The organism is Flavobacterium sp. 2 (genome assembly GCF_049949195.1).
Classification (GTDB): Bacteria; Bacteroidota; Bacteroidia; order Flavobacteriales; family Flavobacteriaceae; genus Flavobacterium.
In genome coordinates, this window is sequence record NZ_CP188206.1 from 5,219,272 (window position 1) to 5,236,974 (window position 17,703).

At 38.1% G+C, this 17,703-nt stretch carries 7 protein-coding genes, 2 tRNA genes and 3 rRNA genes; 11 read left to right on the forward strand and 1 reads right to left on the reverse strand.

From position 1 onward, the window contains the following. The first annotated feature begins 63 nt into the window (after positions 1-63). The 6 genes from ACNFIH_RS22390 (at position 64) to ACNFIH_RS22415 (ending at position 10,667) form a co-directional block, all read left to right on the forward strand. Positions 64-3,948 carry a glycosyl hydrolase gene (locus ACNFIH_RS22390; protein WP_426484880.1) on the forward strand — a complete coding sequence of 1,295 codons (3,885 nt, stop codon included), beginning with the start codon at positions 64-66 and terminating at the stop codon, positions 3,946-3,948. Between the two features lie 129 nt (positions 3,949-4,077). Beyond that, positions 4,078-4,932, forward strand: coding sequence for a glycoside hydrolase family 16 protein (locus ACNFIH_RS22395; protein ID WP_426484881.1), 855 nt, complete (start codon positions 4,078-4,080; stop codon positions 4,930-4,932). A 2-nt stretch (positions 4,933-4,934) separates the two neighbouring features. Next, positions 4,935-6,062, forward strand: coding sequence for a glycoside hydrolase family 43 protein (locus ACNFIH_RS22400; RefSeq protein WP_426484882.1), 1,128 nt, complete (start codon positions 4,935-4,937; stop codon positions 6,060-6,062). A gap of 74 nt (positions 6,063-6,136) precedes the next feature. After that, positions 6,137-7,162 carry a glycoside hydrolase family 43 protein gene (locus ACNFIH_RS22405; protein ID WP_426484883.1) on the forward strand — a complete coding sequence of 342 codons (1,026 nt, stop codon included), beginning with the start codon at positions 6,137-6,139 and terminating at the stop codon, positions 7,160-7,162. Positions 7,163-7,230: 68 nt separating this feature from the next. Further along, positions 7,231-9,246, forward strand: coding sequence for a DUF2264 domain-containing protein (locus tag ACNFIH_RS22410; RefSeq protein ID WP_426484884.1), 2,016 nt, complete (start codon positions 7,231-7,233; stop codon positions 9,244-9,246). Positions 9,247-9,311: 65 nt separating this feature from the next. Further along, positions 9,312-10,667, forward strand: a complete 1,356-nt coding sequence (locus ACNFIH_RS22415; protein ID WP_426484885.1) for a serine hydrolase domain-containing protein — start codon at positions 9,312-9,314, stop codon at positions 10,665-10,667. A 6-nt stretch (positions 10,668-10,673) separates the two neighbouring features. On the opposite strand, the gene ACNFIH_RS22420 is transcribed toward ACNFIH_RS22415, so the two are convergent. Next, positions 10,674-11,033, reverse strand: coding sequence for a hypothetical protein (locus ACNFIH_RS22420; protein WP_426484886.1), 360 nt, complete (start codon positions 11,031-11,033; stop codon positions 10,674-10,676). A gap of 1,046 nt (positions 11,034-12,079) precedes the next feature. Between ACNFIH_RS22420 and ACNFIH_RS22425 the strand changes: the two genes are divergently transcribed. The 5 genes from ACNFIH_RS22425 to rrf all read left to right on the forward strand — a co-directional run bounded on the left by ACNFIH_RS22425 (position 12,080) and on the right by rrf (position 17,249). Further along, a 16S ribosomal RNA gene (locus tag ACNFIH_RS22425) occupies positions 12,080-13,593 on the forward strand. A 127-nt stretch (positions 13,594-13,720) separates the two neighbouring features. Continuing rightward, a tRNA-Ile gene (locus ACNFIH_RS22430) sits at positions 13,721-13,794 on the forward strand. An 89-nt stretch (positions 13,795-13,883) separates the two neighbouring features. Then, positions 13,884-13,957 (forward strand) — tRNA-Ala (locus tag ACNFIH_RS22435). A gap of 136 nt (positions 13,958-14,093) precedes the next feature. Further along, positions 14,094-16,975: ribosomal RNA gene (locus tag ACNFIH_RS22440) — 23S ribosomal RNA — on the forward strand. 164 nt (positions 16,976-17,139) lie between these two features. Next, positions 17,140-17,249: ribosomal RNA gene (rrf, locus tag ACNFIH_RS22445) — 5S ribosomal RNA — on the forward strand. Together the 16S, 23S and 5S rRNA genes with 2 tRNA genes alongside form the textbook arrangement of a ribosomal RNA operon. Positions 17,250-17,703: the final 454 nt, after the last annotated feature.

The following is a 17,703-nucleotide window of genomic DNA, read 5'->3' on the forward strand; positions in this document are numbered from 1 at the left end:
TGTCGGTTACCAATGAAAGCATTAAACAAAAATTATAAATAATTTTTAAATCAAATATTTCATATGAAAAAACTATACGCATTTTTATTATTCTCGTTATCGGTTTTTGTATTCAATATACATGCACAAGCTCCAAATTTACCTGTAAAGGCAAATTTAGCCACAACATTAAATGGTTCTAAGACTTTTACAAATGCTGTGAGTTCAGATATTATATCATTTCCATTATCTAATCAAACGGAATTTACTTTAGAAGTTAAAGCAAAAGTGAATTCGGCAGTTGGGAGAGGACTCGATGTAGAGGTTAAAAATACAATTGGCCTCGGATTTAGAACCTCCTTAGATAAAACAACTTTTAATAGCACTACAATATTATCAACACCAGATAATTTAAGTACTTCTGTAGATAATGCTCAGGAACAAACTTATAGATATGCCATAAAAGATGGCGTTGCAAATATTTATCAGGACGGGCATTACTTGACTTCTAAGACACTTGATTTTTTAAATGATACTTCAGGAGCAACAATTGCGTATGGCACAGATAATTTATTGGGAAGATGGGCTGGAGTTACAGGAAATAATTCTGGAAAGCCGAACGATTATGGCTGGGCAAATACGTCAACAAGTCTTCCATGGAATACCGCCAATTCAACTTCTGGTGTTCGCTATTTGGATGTAACTTCTGGACATACATATGAATCTGATAATTCGGTTTACAGTGGAAGAATAATGTATATTCGTTGGGATAATGCAAGTTATTCAGCTTCAACTTATAGTTTTCCAGTCAAACTAGAACAAGGTTTGAGATATGAATTTTCATGGCTTTACGAATATATTTCTAATGCTGCTCCCGGCATCAAATTGAATGTAGCAATATCGTCAGGTGCTGACGGATCAGGCGCTATAGTTTCTAAAACATTTACAACGGGTAATGCCAATAAATTGCGAAAAGGAGATTTATCTTTTGTTTCGAATTTTGATGGAAATTATTACCTGACCATTACAGGTGATTACGGCCTTATGGCTATTGCCGATTTGAAACTAAAATCTTCAAACTTAATCAATAACTGGGACGGTCTTTTTAATGATAATGCCGGAACTCCAGCTGCTTATGGATGGACGAATGTGGCTTCTCCATCTATTTTTAATACTGCAAACGGTACAAGCGGTACGCGCTTCATGGATGTAACTTCTGGTCATACATTTGAATCAGATAATTCTGTTTATAGTGGCAGATTAATGTATATTAGATGGGACAGTACTGCACTTCAAAATTCGGTTTATTCTTTTCCGGTATCATTAGAAGCATCAAAAGGATATCAGTTTTCTTGGATATATGAATATATTTCGAATTTAAGCCCAGGTTCTCAAATGACGGTCTCAATTTCTACAGCTGCAAATGGTGGCGGAACCGTTTTGGCAACAAAAAATTTTACAACCGGAGCTGTTAATAAACTTAGAAAAGGAGATTTGGCATTTCAGTCAACAAGCGCAGGTACTTACTATATTAATATTACCGGAGCAAAAGCACTTTTTGGAATAGCCGATCTAAAAGTTCAAGAGCAACAGACAGCAAATATTGTAATTGGTAAAAATTACGCAACAGGCGCTGTAAATATGGCAATATCTTCGGTTACTTTTGAGAATGTAGCTTACGCACCTGAAAAAGTGATTAGTCCATCTTTACAAACTACCACTATTTCGAGTAATACAAGTACAGGAGCTTTTGCAAAATCAAAAGTTGTTTTAAGCGGAACTGCTTCTTTATATCTTAAAAATGGATATAATCCTTTAATAAATTCAACTGTAAACTTAACTTCAGCAGATAACAGTTTGTATTTTGAAAATGTCAAACCAAGTGAAGTAATCAGTTCACAGTTGCAGTACGTTTCAGTAAATGGCGTTTTAGCGGGCAATGGCACAAATGTAAATGTTACAAATTACGGGGCAGGTTCTGTTGTATCGCCATATGTTGCAGATTATCAGCCGTTGCAGGTTTTTACCGAAGAAAATTTTGCGGGAACATCGCAGCAATATGTTACAGTAACTCCATTTGATAATTTAGGATCATTTGACAATGCCATAAAATCATTCAAATTGAAAAAAGGTTATATGGCAACTTTTGCTACAAGTGCCGACGGATCTGGATATAGCAGAGTTTATATAGCAGAAAATGAAGATCTTGAAGTTCCAGTTTTACCAATTAATTTAAAAGGAACAATTTCATTTATCCGAACAATGAGATGGCATCAAGTAACTAAAAAAGGACTTGCCGGCGGAAGCACAGAAGCTATCAATTCAACTAATATTACATGGTATTACAATTGGAACACGGGAATGGATACCACTCCAAATGTTGAGTATGTTCCAATTCGTCAAACACAATATTGGCCAGCATTTGCCCCAGCATATACTAAAGAAGGATACACCCATTTGTTAGGTTTTAATGAACCAGATCATACAGATCAAGCAAATATGACTGTTGACGCGGCGATAAGTTCATGGCCAGGTCTTTTGAAATCAGGATTGCGAGTTGGTTCTCCTGCAACTTCAGATCCTTATAATCCGTGGATGGCTAATTTTATGACGCAGGCTGAAGCTAATAATTATCGAGTTGATTATGTGGCATTACATTGTTATTGGTACAAAACGGCAGCACAGTGGAAAAGCGATTTACAATATATCTATGACAAATACAAAAGACCAATCTGGATTACAGAATGGAATATTGGAGCAAACTGGACCGCTAATAATTTCCCTGATGATGTAAATACGCTTACAGATGCCAATGCAACAAAACATAAAAATGATTTAGCTGCGATTTTAACTGTTTTAGAAAGTGCTGATTATGTAGAGCGTTATTCAATTTACAATTGGGTACAAGACGCCAGAGCAATGTATGTTACTATTAATGATGCGTTTAAAACAAGAAATCCAAATTGGCAAAATTATGTTTGGCTGCAGACAGCACCAGTAATTTCGAGCACATTAACTGATTATACCGTTTTGACTCCTGCTGGGCAATATTACGCTAAAAATGCATCGGCGAAAGCCTATAATTCTGCTAAAGAATATATTCCGCTATGGAAAACAAAAGTAGAAACGTTGAGCTATACGCTTTCATCAGATTATAAAAACATTACAGTTAAATGGACAGGAACCAATCAGGAATTAGTTAATAAATATGTTCTTGAACGAAAACTAACAGGTGAAAGCGCATTTTCAGTTTTTTATGAATCAACAGATTACAATATTATTGAGAAAATCGACCAAGTTCGTACACATGCTGAGTATAGAATAAAAGTTGTAGGCAAAGACAATGTTGAGTCAGCCTATTCAGCAGTATTGGTTTATGATCAGCCTGCGATTTCAGCAATTCCAGCAAATTTTACTGGAGAAGCTGTGTCATCATCGGCAATCAATTTAAAATGGTCGCTTGTAACAGGAGCCGAATCGTATAAAATCAAAAGAGCGACAACTGTTAATGGTACATACGATATAATAAATGCTTATGTAAAAGACAGCATTTTTGGCGATACCAATTTAGAAGCAAATAAAGATTACTTCTATAAAATTGCTTCTGAAAATGCTGGTGGAGAAAGTCAATATTCGGCAGCTATACAGGTTAAAACATTAGCATCTTCAGGTTCTTTTACGGCTAAAAGCGCAAATACGTTGGCTTTAAGTCCAATAGAAGAAGAGTCTGTTGAAACAATCAGCGTGTTTCCAAACCCTACAACAGGACAGTTTGATATTATTTTGCCAACTAATGAAGTCGCTGGAATAATTACAATTTATACTTCAGATAGTAAAGTAATTTCAACAGCAAATTATGGAAATGCAAGTGGCAAAATTCATTTGAATATTGAAAATCAGCCTCCAGGAATTTATCTGATAAAGATGCAATCACATCCAGCTTTAACTCTTAGAGTTATCAAAAAGTAATGAAATGAATATAAATAAAAGTAGGTTTTAATTAGTATAGAAATGATTAGGGATCTTTCGGGATCCCTAATCTTAATAAAAATTCTTAGAATTTCCTGAGATTGATCAGGATTTAAAAATAGATTTAAAATGAGATTTATTGGTAAGTTTTTGGCATTAGGTATCGTCTTAATGCTTCTTTTTAGTTTTGTAAATTACAAGCAAAGAACTTCATCTTCTGAAGATTATAAATTGGTCTGGGCTGATGAGTTCAATAAAAATGGTCCTCCAAATGAAAAGAATTGGAATTACGAAACAGGTTTTGTGAGAAACCAAGAAGATCAATGGTATCAAAAAGAAAACGCCTACTGCAAAGATGGTTTTTTGATTATTGAAGCCAGAAAAGAAAACAGAGTAAATCCGAATTTTATTTCTAAAAATCATCGTGACTGGAAAAAACAAAGAGATTCTATAAAAGTCACTTCTTCATGTTTAATCACACAGGGAAAACATTCCTGGCAATATGGCCGATTCGAAATGCGGGCTAAAATTCCGGTAAAAAACGGAATGTGGCCGGCCTTTTGGACTTTGGGCATTGAAGGAAACTGGCCTGCAAATGGAGAGATTGATATTATGGAATATTACACAGGAAAAATACTAGCTAACGCGGCCTGGAAATCAGACAAACAAAATGTTGCCTGGGATAGCGAAATAAAAAAATTGACTGATTTTAAAGATAATTCATGGGCAGATAAGTTTCACATTTGGAGAATGGATTGGGATGCCGATGCGATTAAATTATATGTTGACAATCAGTTACTGAATGAAATTAGTGTAAAAGATGCTAATCAAAATGCAGATCAAAAAATACTTCCGTTTCAACAACCGCATTATTTATTGGTCAATTTGGCTGTTGGCGGTATAAATGGCGGGAAACTCACACCAGACAGTTTCCCGTCAAAATACATAATAGATTATATCAGGATTTATCAAAAAAAGAATTAAAAATGAGATTAAAATATTCGATAATTATAAGTTTTATATGCGCCATAATGTTCAGTCAAAACAAAGAATTTGAGCCAGGAAAACTATGGAAAGATACTGATGGAGTGCATATTAATGCGCACGGCGGCGGAATTCTTTTTGTTAACGGAACTTATTATTGGTATGGAGAACATAAAACAGAAGGTAAAGGAGGAAATACATCTTTGGTTGGTTTCAGCTGTTATTCTTCTAAAGATTTATACAATTGGAAAAATGAGGGAATCGTTTTAAAAGCAGAAGAAAATCCGAATTCCGAAATAACCAAAGGTTGCATAATGGAACGTCCAAAAGTGGTTTTCAATGAAAAAACGAAAAAATATCTGATGTGGTTTCATTTGGAATTAAAAAATCAAGGTTATAATGCGGCAAAAGCGGCAGTTGCAATAAGTGATAATCCAAAAGGTCCTTTTAAATATTATAAATCATATCGTCCCAATAAAGGAGTTTGGCCAATGAATTTTAAAGAGGAAAATAAAACGTCTTCTCCAAATGAAGATAAGTTAAAATCTTGGAGTTCAGAATGGTTAACTGCTGTAAACGACGGAATGTTGGTTCGTAGGGATTTCAAAAAAGGTCAAATGTCAAGAGACATGACAGTTTATGTGGATGAAAATCAAAAAGCATATTTAATTCATTCTTCTGAAGATAATTTGACGCTTCACATTTCTGAACTTACCGATGATTATTTGGATTTTACTGAAAAATGGACGCGAATGGCGCCTGCCGGACACAATGAGGCTCCAGCCATTTTTAAAAAAGACGGAATCTATTACATGATAACTTCGGGTTGTACAGGTTGGGATCCAAACGAAGCGCGTTCTTTCTCTTCAAAATCGATTTTTGGACCTTGGAAATCATTGGGAAATCCATGTATAGGTGAAGATTCGGCACTGACATTTCATTCACAAAGCACTTATATTTTACCTATCTTCGGAAAAAAAGACCAATTTATTTTTATGGCCGATCGTTGGAAACCAGAAAACCCAATTGACGGAAGTTATATTTGGCTTCCAATTACCATTACAAATGAAAAGCCGGTTTTAAAATGGGCAGAGAAATGGAATTTGAACGCTTTTAAAGAAAACCAATAAAAACAGTTGTAAGTATCTGTAAATTTATAAACTAGAAGTTGGTAACTCAGGATGTTATTTTAAAAATTATGAAAATGAAAACACAACAAAATTATTTGAAACAGAAATCACGTCTTGTTTTTTCGATGTTTATATGTCTTTTATATTTTTCAACAACACATGCTCAGAAAAAGAGACCAATAAAAGAAGCTGTTCCATTAGATTCGATTAGATTGAGTGATCCAGCTATTTTAGCAGATAAGAAAACCAATATGTATTACATGACTGGTACAAGCGGATTACTCTGGAAAAGTAAAGATTTAAAATTATGGAGCGGTCCTTATGAAATTGCCAAAACAAATCCAAATTCCTGGATGGGACCAAATCCTATGATTTGGGCAGCAGAATTTCATCAGTTTAAAAATAAATATTACTACTTCGCCACTTTTACAAATAGAGACAAAATAATTGATACAGTTGCCGGTAATAATATTGAGCGTCGTGCAAGTCATATTTTGATTAGCGATAAAGCAGAAGGACCTTATACTCCAATGAAAGATGATATTTATTTACCTGCTAATAAACCAACTTTGGATGGCACATTTTGGGTGGATAAGAACGGAAAACCGTATATGATTTATTGTTATGAATGGTTACAAAATGGTAATGGAACTATTGAAAAAATAGAACTTAAACCAGATTTAAGTGGTTCGATTGGAGAAGGAAAATTACTTTTTAAAGCAAGCGATTCCCCTTGGAGCAGAGAAAAAGACGCTAACGGAAATGACAAACCGAATAAAGTTACAGATGGCCCTTATTTGTTTAAGACAGGTTCTGGACGCCTAGGAATGATTTGGACGAGCTGGATTTACGATGTTTATACACAGGGAGTAGCTTATTCTAAAAGCGGCACTTTAGACGGTCCGTGGACTCAGGAAAAAGATCCTATTACACCTCCAAATTTTGGTCACGGAATGTTATTTCAAACATTTGATGGCAAATGGCTGATGTCGGTTCATAGTCATAAAAAAGTGGAGGGTAAAACAGTCAGAATTCCGAAATTTTTTGAAGTAGATTTATCTGGAGATAAATTAGTGGTATTAAAACCTTATTTGCCATAGAATACAATTAAGATTCAATCAATCCTGAAAAAGTAGATTTTATACAAAGAATTACAAAGTTTTTAAAAATGAATAAATTAAGAGCATTCTTGTTTTTAGCGATTATTTTCGGTCAATCTTTATTTTCACAGCAAAAAGAAAATACCGAGAATGTATTTCAGATAAAAAATCCTGATTTTAATACGAGTCCCTATACAGGAATGACAAAACAGCATTGGAAAGATGCGGCAATGTATTTACTGGAAGGAGCGTTTAGTTATGTTCATACAATGGATGATCCGATGAAATTCCCAAAACAAGAAGGAAAAAGTTATCCAGCAAATGAAAATCAAGTTCCAACAGAAAAACTGGAAGGCCTTTGCAGAACCTTATTTATTGCTTCGCCTTTATTAAAAGAGAATCCAAATTTAGTAATCAATAACATTAAAGTTGCCGATTATTATCGATACCAAATAACAAAACTTACAGATCCAACAAGTCCGTCCTATATAGAGCCTCGAACTAAAAACGGTGGTCCAAGCCAAAAATTAGTTGAATTTGGAGCTTTGGCACTTTCGCTGATGACAAATCCGGATGTTTTGTGGAAACCGCTTCCACAAACGCAGAAAGATGATTTGGCTAAAATAATGCTCAGTTACGGTGATGGCCCAACAGTAGATTCAAATTGGAAATTTTTCAACATTTTTGTTTTGAGTTTTTTCAAGGATCAAGGTTATAGCATTAACGAAAAATTACTCGTTGAATATTTAGAAAAATCATTAAAACATTATCGTGGCAATGGCTGGTATAATGATGCTCCAGCTTTTGATTATTATAGTATGTGGGCTTTTCAAATGTATGGAACGATTTGGTCGGAGTTTTTTGGAAAGAAATATTATCCTGATTTTGCAGCAAAGTTCGCAACTAATTTCAACGATTTAAAAGATAATTATCCGTATCTGTTCAGCAAGAATGGCGAAATGATTATGTGGGGAAGAAGCATAAGTTACAGAACTGGAGCTGTTGTTCCGTTTCCATTAATGGGATTCTATAATAATCCAAATACAAATTATGGCTGGATGCGCAGAATTTCATCAGGAGTAATTAAACAATTTTTGACGCATCCTGATTTTATGAAAGATAATGTGCCTACACTTGGTTTTTATGGCGAATTTGAACCGGCTGTACAAAATTATAGTTGTCGCGGAAGTGTATTTTGGATGGGGAAAATCTTCTTAGGTTTGTTGGTTCCAGATAATAATCCATTTTGGACGAGCAAAGAAAACAATGGAGATTGGGAAACGAAATTCAAAAAAGATGAAGTTTACAATAAATATCAAGGAGAATCTCAAATTTTGATAACAGATTATCCAAATATCGGAGCTTCAGAAGTGCGAGCTTGGTGCCATGAAAAAGTAAGCAGCGATTGGCAAAAGTTCCGCTCAACCGAAAACTATAACAGATTGTCATACAACAGTGCTTTTCCTTGGCAAGCTGATGGTGAAAACGGCGAAGTGGCGATGAACTACGTTATTAAAAATAAAAAAAGTCAGTGGGAAGCTTTTCGATTATATACGTTTAAAAAGTTTGAAAGCGGTGTTTATTATAGAAAAGCAGTATTGGAAACTGATGAAAATTTTCAGTTTGATTTAGCGGATATTCCACTTCCTAACGGAATTTTAAGAGTAGATAAAAACAACAGTAATAAGCCAATCGAAATGCGATTGGGGCATTATGCTTTACCAAAATTACAGAAAGAAATCATTACAACTAAAAAAATGATTGAAGGTAAAGAGGTTACGATTATCGACAATGGAAAATATCAATTAGCCATGATTCCGCTTTTAGGATGGAATAAATCTGAAATTGTAAATGCAAAAGGGCTTCATCCTGAAAGTAAGGAAAGCACAGTAATTAATGTTGCAGCAAATTCTCAATCAAATAAATCAGCTATTTATGCAACTTTAATGCTTTGGAAAAAATCGGGAGAGAAATGGAATAATAAAGAACTGGTTCCATTAAAAGTTTCAGAACAGACAAATGGAACGATTTCAGTAGAATTTAAAAACGGAATAAAGAAGCTAGTCAAATTTAATGAAAAATAGTTTTGTAATGTGTTTAAAAATAGTATATTACATGAATTTGTTTAATGATATATTTAATTAACCACATGAATAAATTATATTTTCTTCTTTCCTTTTTATGGATATTTTGCACTTATGGACAATCTAAAGAAGACGTGCAATTAGAAAAAAAATTGGATGTACTGCTTTCTTCTAAATTTAGCTCATCTGAGCCTGGTTGTGAAATACTGGTAGCAAAAAAAGGCGAGATTGTTTATAAGAAAGCTTTTGGAAGTGCAAACCTTGAATTAAATGTGCCAATTAAGCCAGAAATGGTTTTTAAACTCGGGTCAATAACTAAACAATTCACAGCTGTTGCTATTTTGCAATTGGTAGAGCAAGGTAAAATTTCTTTACAAGACAGCTTGCAGAAATTCGTTCCTGATTTCCCGTCAAATTCTAAAAAGATAACTATTGAGAATCTATTGACACATACATCAGGAATAAGAGATTATATGCAAATTGATTATCCGGAACCTAATTTAGAAAGGAGAGACTTTGACCCGAAAGAACTTATAGATCGTTTTAAAAATTTTCCATTAGAATTTGAGCCTGGCACGAAATATAAATATAGTAATTCAGGCTATTTTCTACTGGGATATATTATTGAAAAAATATCAGGCAAAAGCTATAAAGCCTATCTGCAGGAAAATATCTTAAAACCGTTGAATTTAAATCACATTTATTTTGATACTTCAAATAATATTATTCCCAATAGAGTCAATGGTTATCGAAAAGAAGGAGCAGAATTTAAAAACGCTGATTACTGGAGTATGACTATTGCTTATGCTGCAGGTGAACTGATTTCAAATGTAGATGATTTATTAAAATGGAACAAAGGATTGTATTCATATAAGATCCTTAAAAAAGAAACTTTAGAAAAAGCATTTGTGCCTTTTAAATTGAAAGATGGAAGCATGACAGAATATGGCTATGGCTGGATATTGAAAAATATAAATGGTATAAAATCAATAGAACATGGTGGAGCTATAACAGGATTTTTAAGTACTGAAATCTACTTTCCTAAAGAGGACGTTTTTGTTGCTGCATTATTTAATTGTGAATGTGCTCCAAAAGATGAATTGTCAGTTGATATTACAAGTCTTGCATTGGGAAAAACATTCCAAAATGAAGTTAATGTAGATGCTACTTTACTAAATGAATATATTGGTACATATACATTGTCAATCGACAATAAGAGAACTATAGAAATTATAAAAGAAAATGGGCAGTTACTTGCTAAGATTTCAGGACAAGGAACTGTTCCTTTAATTTTTCAATCTGATGTAAAATTCCAGTTTAAGAATATTCTGGGTGCCGAATGTGAGTTTATAAAGGAAAATGGAAAAGTTACTAAATTTAATGTAAGTCAAAATGGGAACTTTGAATGGAAAAAAAATTAATAGACATTAGTTGAGTGTTTCAGTACTTTCCATTCTTAAACAATGCTCAGTTCCAAGATAGAGTGGATTGCCATGTTTTTCAGACCAAAATCCATCAAGAACATCCCTGGTGATACATCTGTAAACAGCAACTCCTTTATAAGTTTTTCTATCGTCACCTTTATAATTGAAGTTAATTACTAAAATATTATCTTTAAAGAAACCTTTGCCTTTTTGTTGTTGTGTATTATTAATTAACCAGTGCGCAATAATTCGATCGTTTTCATCTAACGACAAAGTTAAAACGCCTTTGTAGCTAATGTCGTTACTTTCTTCCTGATTACTTCCTGAAATAGCATATCTGCCAACTAAATCTTGTATGGTCATTTATAGTTTCTTTTTTAAGCAAAGATAAAATATATAATAACTGTATAGCTAGTTAAAGTTTGTTCATGTTTTCTATACATATATAAGGAAGAAATTATTTTATACTATAATATATAAGTATAGCTTTTGCCAAGCTGAGTGGAGTGGAAGCTTTTCTAAGTTTAGACGATGGAGTTTTAAGATTGTTATTTATAAGGAGCTGTTTCCCGCTATCCGCTTCAATCTTTTTGCGGCGAACCCCGCCACAAAAAGGATTTCCGCTTCTATCGGGGCTATGGGAGCTGTTTTCAGGAGAAATCCAGAGGAAGAAGAGAGGATTCCGGTTAAAATGGAGCCTGAAAAGGGAAGACTTTGCGTCTTTGCGACTCTGCGAGACTAAAAAGTGCATTTTAAGTAAGCCTTGAATCCTGTTTTCTTATCATAAAAGAGGCCGAAAGACTAAAAATTCAACAAAACGGAAAGCAGAAAAGACCCGAAAAGAATCAAAACCGCACCTTGATTCAGAAAAACGCTACAAAGAATCAAAAAAAAATGATTTGTAAAGAATCCGTTATCAGTGAGTTAAGAAATAATCCGAAAAAAGATGAAAAAAAGAGGCTAAAAAAGCTTGTATAACTGAATAAAGGTTCTACTTTTGCACCCGCAACAACGAAAGGCGTTCACTGAAATACTGGCAAGCGAGACGATTTAAACTGAAAAATATTTTCAAAAAAAGATTTCGAAAAGCTTGTGAGATTTGAAAATGCTTTTTACATTTGCACCCCGCAAAACACGGAAAGTTCATTGAGAGATTGGGAGGAAAGTTTGGAATATGAGACGAAAAAAAAGTTTCAAATTTTTTTAAATTTTTCTTGCGAGAAACAAAAAGAATTTTTAGTTTTGCACCCGCTTTGAGAGACAAGCGAAGGAAACAAAATTACGTTCGTAGACATATTGAATTGACAGCCGTTCCGATGAGAATCGGAACAAATAGAATAAGAGTAATGGAATCGATAGATTCGAAAAGAACCACTAGAGGAAGCATCGACTATATAATATTAAAATATACGATGAAGAGTTTGATCCTGGCTCAGGATGAACGCTAGCGGCAGGCTTAACACATGCAAGTCGAGGGGTATAGTTCTTCGGAGCTAGAGACCGGCGCACGGGTGCGTAACGCGTATGCAATCTACCTTTCACAGAGGGATAGCCCAGAGAAATTTGGATTAATACCTCATAGTATAGTGAGTTGGCATCAACACACTATTAAAGTCACAACGGTGAAAGATGAGCATGCGTCCCATTAGCTAGTTGGTAAGGTAACGGCTTACCAAGGCAACGATGGGTAGGGGTCCTGAGAGGGAGATCCCCCACACTGGTACTGAGACACGGACCAGACTCCTACGGGAGGCAGCAGTGAGGAATATTGGTCAATGGGCGCAAGCCTGAACCAGCCATGCCGCGTGCAGGATGACGGTCCTATGGATTGTAAACTGCTTTTGTACGAGAAGAAACAACATTACGTGTAATGTCTTGACGGTATCGTAAGAATAAGGATCGGCTAACTCCGTGCCAGCAGCCGCGGTAATACGGAGGATCCAAGCGTTATCCGGAATCATTGGGTTTAAAGGGTCCGTAGGCGGTTTAGTAAGTCAGTGGTGAAAGCCCATCGCTCAACGGTGGAACGGCCATTGATACTGCTGAACTTGAATTATTAGGAAGTAACTAGAATATGTAGTGTAGCGGTGAAATGCTTAGAGATTACATGGAATACCAATTGCGAAGGCAGGTTACTACTAATGGATTGACGCTGATGGACGAAAGCGTGGGTAGCGAACAGGATTAGATACCCTGGTAGTCCACGCCGTAAACGATGGATACTAGCTGTTGGGGGCAACTTCAGTGGCTAAGCGAAAGTGATAAGTATCCCACCTGGGGAGTACGTTCGCAAGAATGAAACTCAAAGGAATTGACGGGGGCCCGCACAAGCGGTGGAGCATGTGGTTTAATTCGATGATACGCGAGGAACCTTACCAAGGCTTAAATGTAGATTGACCGTTTTGGAAACAGAACTTTCGCAAGACAATTTACAAGGTGCTGCATGGTTGTCGTCAGCTCGTGCCGTGAGGTGTCAGGTTAAGTCCTATAACGAGCGCAACCCCTGTTGTTAGTTGCCAGCGAGTCATGTCGGGAACTCTAACAAGACTGCCAGTGCAAACTGTGAGGAAGGTGGGGATGACGTCAAATCATCACGGCCCTTACGCCTTGGGCTACACACGTGCTACAATGGCCGGTACAGAGAGCAGCCACTGGGTGACCAGGAGCGAATCTACAAAGCCGGTCACAGTTCGGATCGGAGTCTGCAACTCGACTCCGTGAAGCTGGAATCGCTAGTAATCGGATATCAGCCATGATCCGGTGAATACGTTCCCGGGCCTTGTACACACCGCCCGTCAAGCCATGGAAGCTGGGGGTGCCTGAAGTCGGTGACCGCAAGGAGCTGCCTAGGGTAAAACTGGTAACTAGGGCTAAGTCGTAACAAGGTAGCCGTACCGGAAGGTGCGGCTGGAACACCTCCTTTCTAGAGCCTCGAATGTTAGTGCTTGCACACGTTGGGGAAAAAAGATGCGGATCGAAATGGGTCTGAATTGAGGATTTTATTACTCTTGCTGTTAATTTAAAAAAATGATAAAACTTAAGTAAAACAGAGTCTCGTAGCTCAGCTGGTTAGAGTACTACACTGATAATGTAGGGGTCGGCAGTTCGAGTCTGCCCGGGACTACTATTTGGCTTAAAAAAAAAGGAAATTCTAGAGTTGAGTTCTTATGAATATAAATTCATAATTCATAATTCACAATTCATAATTAGATTGGGGGATTAGCTCAGCTGGCTAGAGCGCCTGCCTTGCACGCAGGAGGTCAACGGTTCGACTCCGTTATTCTCCACGAATTTACTTGAAGAAGTAAATAAAAGTTCATTGACATATTGAGATAAGAAAATAATAAAAAGTAGAAAGCGTTTTTTACAATTTATTGTAGAAAACAAAAAAAAACGGTCTTGTTTTTAGGAACAAGATTGGTACAATAAGCAAAATAAGGGCGTATGGGGGATGCCTAGGCTCTCAGAGGCGAAGAAGGACGTGATAAGCTGCGAAAAGCTGCGGGGACGAGCACACATCGATTGATCCGCAGATATCCGAATGGGGCAACCCACTATGTTGAAGACATAGTACACCGATAGGTGGGCAAACCCGCTGAACTGAAACATCTAAGTAGGCGGAGGAGAAGAAAACAAAAGTGATTCCGTAAGTAGTGGCGAGCGAACGCGGATTAGCCCAAACCAATAATGTTACGGCATTGTTGGGGTTGTAGGACCACGACATTTCATGCATGCAGAACCGGAAGTTACTGGAAAGTGACGCCATAGAGGGTGATAGCCCCGTATGGGTAATAAATGTAATGAATAGTGGTATCCTGAGTAGGGCGGGGCACGTGAAACCCTGTCTGAATTTGGCGGGACCATCCGCTAAGGCTAAATACTCCTGAGAGACCGATAGTGAACCAGTACCGTGAGGGAAAGGTGAAAAGAACCGTGAATAACGGAGTGAAATAGATCCTGAAACCATACGCTTACAAGCGGTCGGAGCCCTTTAGTGGGGTGACGGCGTGCCTTTTGCATAATGAGCCTACGAGTTAACGTTGCTGGCAAGGATAAGTGGTTAAGCCATGGATCCGTAGCGAAAGCGAGTCTGAATAGGGCGCTTTAGTCAGTAGTGTTAGACGCGAAACCGTGTGATCTACCCATGGGCAGGTTGAAGCTGTGGTAACACACAGTGGAGGACCGAACCGGTTGACGTTGAAAAGTCTTCGGATGACCTGTGGGTAGGGGTGAAAGGCCAATCAAACTCGGAAATAGCTCGTACTCCCCGAAATGCATTTAGGTGCAGCGCTGATGATAGTTATATAGAGGTAGAGCTACTGATTGGATGCGGGGGCTTCACCGCCTACCAATTCCTGACAAACTCCGAATGCTATATAATGTTTCACAGCAGTGAGGGCTTGGGTGCTAAGGTCCAAGTCCGAGAGGGAAAGAACCCAGACCATCAGCTAAGGTCCCCAAATATATGTTAAGTTGAAAGAACGAGGTTTGTCTGCCCAGACAGCTAGGATGTTGGCTTGGAAGCAGCCATTCATTTAAAGAGTGCGTAACAGCTCACTAGTCGAGCGGACGAGCATGGATAATAATCGGGCATAAACATATTACCGAAGCTATGGATTTGCAAGCAATTGCAAGTGGTAGGGGAGCATTCTGACAGGGTTGAAGGTGTATCGTAAGGTATGCTGGACTGGTCAGAAAAGAAAATGTAGGCATAAGTAACGATAATGCGGGCGAGAAACCCGCACACCGAAAAACTAAGGTTTCCACAGCTATGCTAATCAGCTGTGGGTTAGTCTGGTCCTAAGGCGAACCCGAAAGGGACAGTCGATGGCCAACGGGTTAATATTCCCGTACTACTAATTACTGTGATGGGGTGACGGAGTGATGAAAGCGCCGCGAACTGACGGAATAGTTCGTTGAAGTACCTAGCTATAAGACCTGTAGGCAAATCCGCAGGTTTTGGTGAAATACGATAGTACTCGGAGTCTTCGGACAAAGAGATAGTGCGCCTAAGGGCTTCCAAGAAAAACCTCTAAACTTCAGGTAATTAGTACCAGTACCGTAAACCGACACAGGTAGTTGAGGAGAGAATCCTAAGGTGCTCGAGAGATTCATGGCTAAGGAATTAGGCAAAATAGACCTGTAACTTCGGGAGAAAGGTCGCCCCCAGCAATGGGGGCCGCAGTGAAGAGGTCCAGGCGACTGTTTATCAAAAACACAGGGCTCTGCAAAATCGTAAGATGAAGTATAGGGCCTGACACCTGCCCGGTGCTGGAAGGTTAAGAGGAGATGTTATCTTCGGAGAAGCATTGAATTGAAGCCCCAGTAAACGGCGGCCGTAACTATAACGGTCCTAAGGTAGCGAAATTCCTTGTCGGGTAAGTTCCGACCTGCACGAATGGTGTAACGATCTGGACACTGTCTCAGCCATGAGCTCGGTGAAATTGTAGTAACGGTGAAGATGCCGTTTACCCGCAGTGGGACGAAAAGACCCTGTGCACCTTTACTATAGCTTAGTATTGACCTTGGATAAATGATGTGTAGGATAGGTTGGAGACTGTGAAGCGGCGTCGCCAGGCGTTGTGGAGTCATTGTTGAAATACAACCCTTTGTTTATCTGAGGCCTAACCCCGTGTTGCGGGGGACAGTGCTTGGTGGGTAGTTTGACTGGGGTGGTCGCCTCCAAAAGAGTAACGGAGGCTTCTAAAGGTTCCCTCAGTACGCTTGGTAACCGTGCGTAGAGTGCAATGGCATAAGGGAGCTTGACTGAGAGACATACAGGTCGATCAGGTACGAAAGTAGAGCATAGTGATCCGGTGGTTCCGCATGGAAGGGCCATCGCTCAAAGGATAAAAGGTACGCCGGGGATAACAGGCTGATCTCCCCCAAGAGCTCATATCGACGGGGGGGTTTGGCACCTCGATGTCGGCTCGTCACATCCTTGGGCTGGAGAAGGTCCCAAGGGTTGGGCTGTTCGCCCATTAAAGTGGCACGCGAGCTGGGTTCAGAACGTCGTGAGACAGTTCGGTCTCTATCTACTGTGGGCGTTAGAAATTTGAGTGGATCTGATTCTAGTACGAGAGGACCGAATTGGACTAACCTCTAGTGTATCTGTTGTCCCGCCAGGGGCACCGCAGAGTAGCTACGTTGGGAAGGGATAAGCGCTGAAAGCATATAAGCGCGAAACCCACCACAAGATGAGATTTCTTTTAAGGATCGTGGAAGATGACCACGTTGATAGGCTATAGATGTAAAGGCAGTAATGTCATAGTCGAGTAGTACTAATAATCCGTAAGCTTATGTACACCCTTTTCCCTCCGAGCAATCGGAGGGAGGAAACTTTCTAAACAAATACTTCTTTTCTTTATCTCAGTATGTTAAAATATTAGCTCGACGCAGAGCAGTTGATGGTCAAGAGTTGATAGTTGATGGAGAAATCCGACAACCAAAAACCAACAACTAAAAACCTTAAGGTGGTTATTGCGGCGGGGCTCACCTCTTCCCATCCCGAACAGAGAAGTTAAGCCCGCCTGCGCAGATGGTACTGCAATTTTGTGGGAGAGTATGTCGTCGCCTTTCTTTTGAGAATCCTTCCCGATTTATCGGGAGGGATTTTTTGTTTTATAACCACTTTGGAGAAATCTTCTGGAACTGAAACTTATCATTTACCCCGAAGCGCGTTAGTGATGGGAGCGGCATCCTTTTGCGGGAAACCAGCAGCTGCTCGATTTTCCTGAAACTGCTCCCGCAAAAGATACAGCGGACAGCACGGCCCAGAGGGAAACGCCCAAAATTAATTCTGCTTTCAATTCCCAATTTAACTCGTATTAAGGCACTATATTTAGTTGTGCAATTCTGTAGTATTCACTTTTCCTAAAGTCAATTTAACTTTTTAAGTTTCTGATTTTTTAAAACAAGTAATTCTTCAAACGCCTTGGTGAAATAACAAGAAAAAAGCTATTTTTAATCTAACTTCAAAAAGCTATTTTGTGATTTCTGATAAACTTAAAATAGTTGATATTATTTACTATAC

Coding starts and splice junctions, on each gene's coding strand:
- ACNFIH_RS22390 (WP_426484880.1), top strand. CDS start 64: ATGAAAAAACTATACGCATTTTTATTATTCTCGTTATCGGTTTTTGTA.
- ACNFIH_RS22395 (WP_426484881.1), top strand. CDS start 4,078: ATGAGATTTATTGGTAAGTTTTTGGCATTAGGTATCGTCTTAATGCTT.
- ACNFIH_RS22400 (WP_426484882.1), top strand. CDS start 4,935: ATGAGATTAAAATATTCGATAATTATAAGTTTTATATGCGCCATAATG.
- ACNFIH_RS22405 (WP_426484883.1), top strand. CDS start 6,137: ATGAAAACACAACAAAATTATTTGAAACAGAAATCACGTCTTGTTTTT.
- ACNFIH_RS22410 (WP_426484884.1), top strand. CDS start 7,231: ATGAATAAATTAAGAGCATTCTTGTTTTTAGCGATTATTTTCGGTCAA.
- ACNFIH_RS22415 (WP_426484885.1), top strand. CDS start 9,312: ATGAATAAATTATATTTTCTTCTTTCCTTTTTATGGATATTTTGCACT.
- ACNFIH_RS22420 (WP_426484886.1), bottom strand. CDS start 11,033: ATGACCATACAAGATTTAGTTGGCAGATATGCTATTTCAGGAAGTAAT.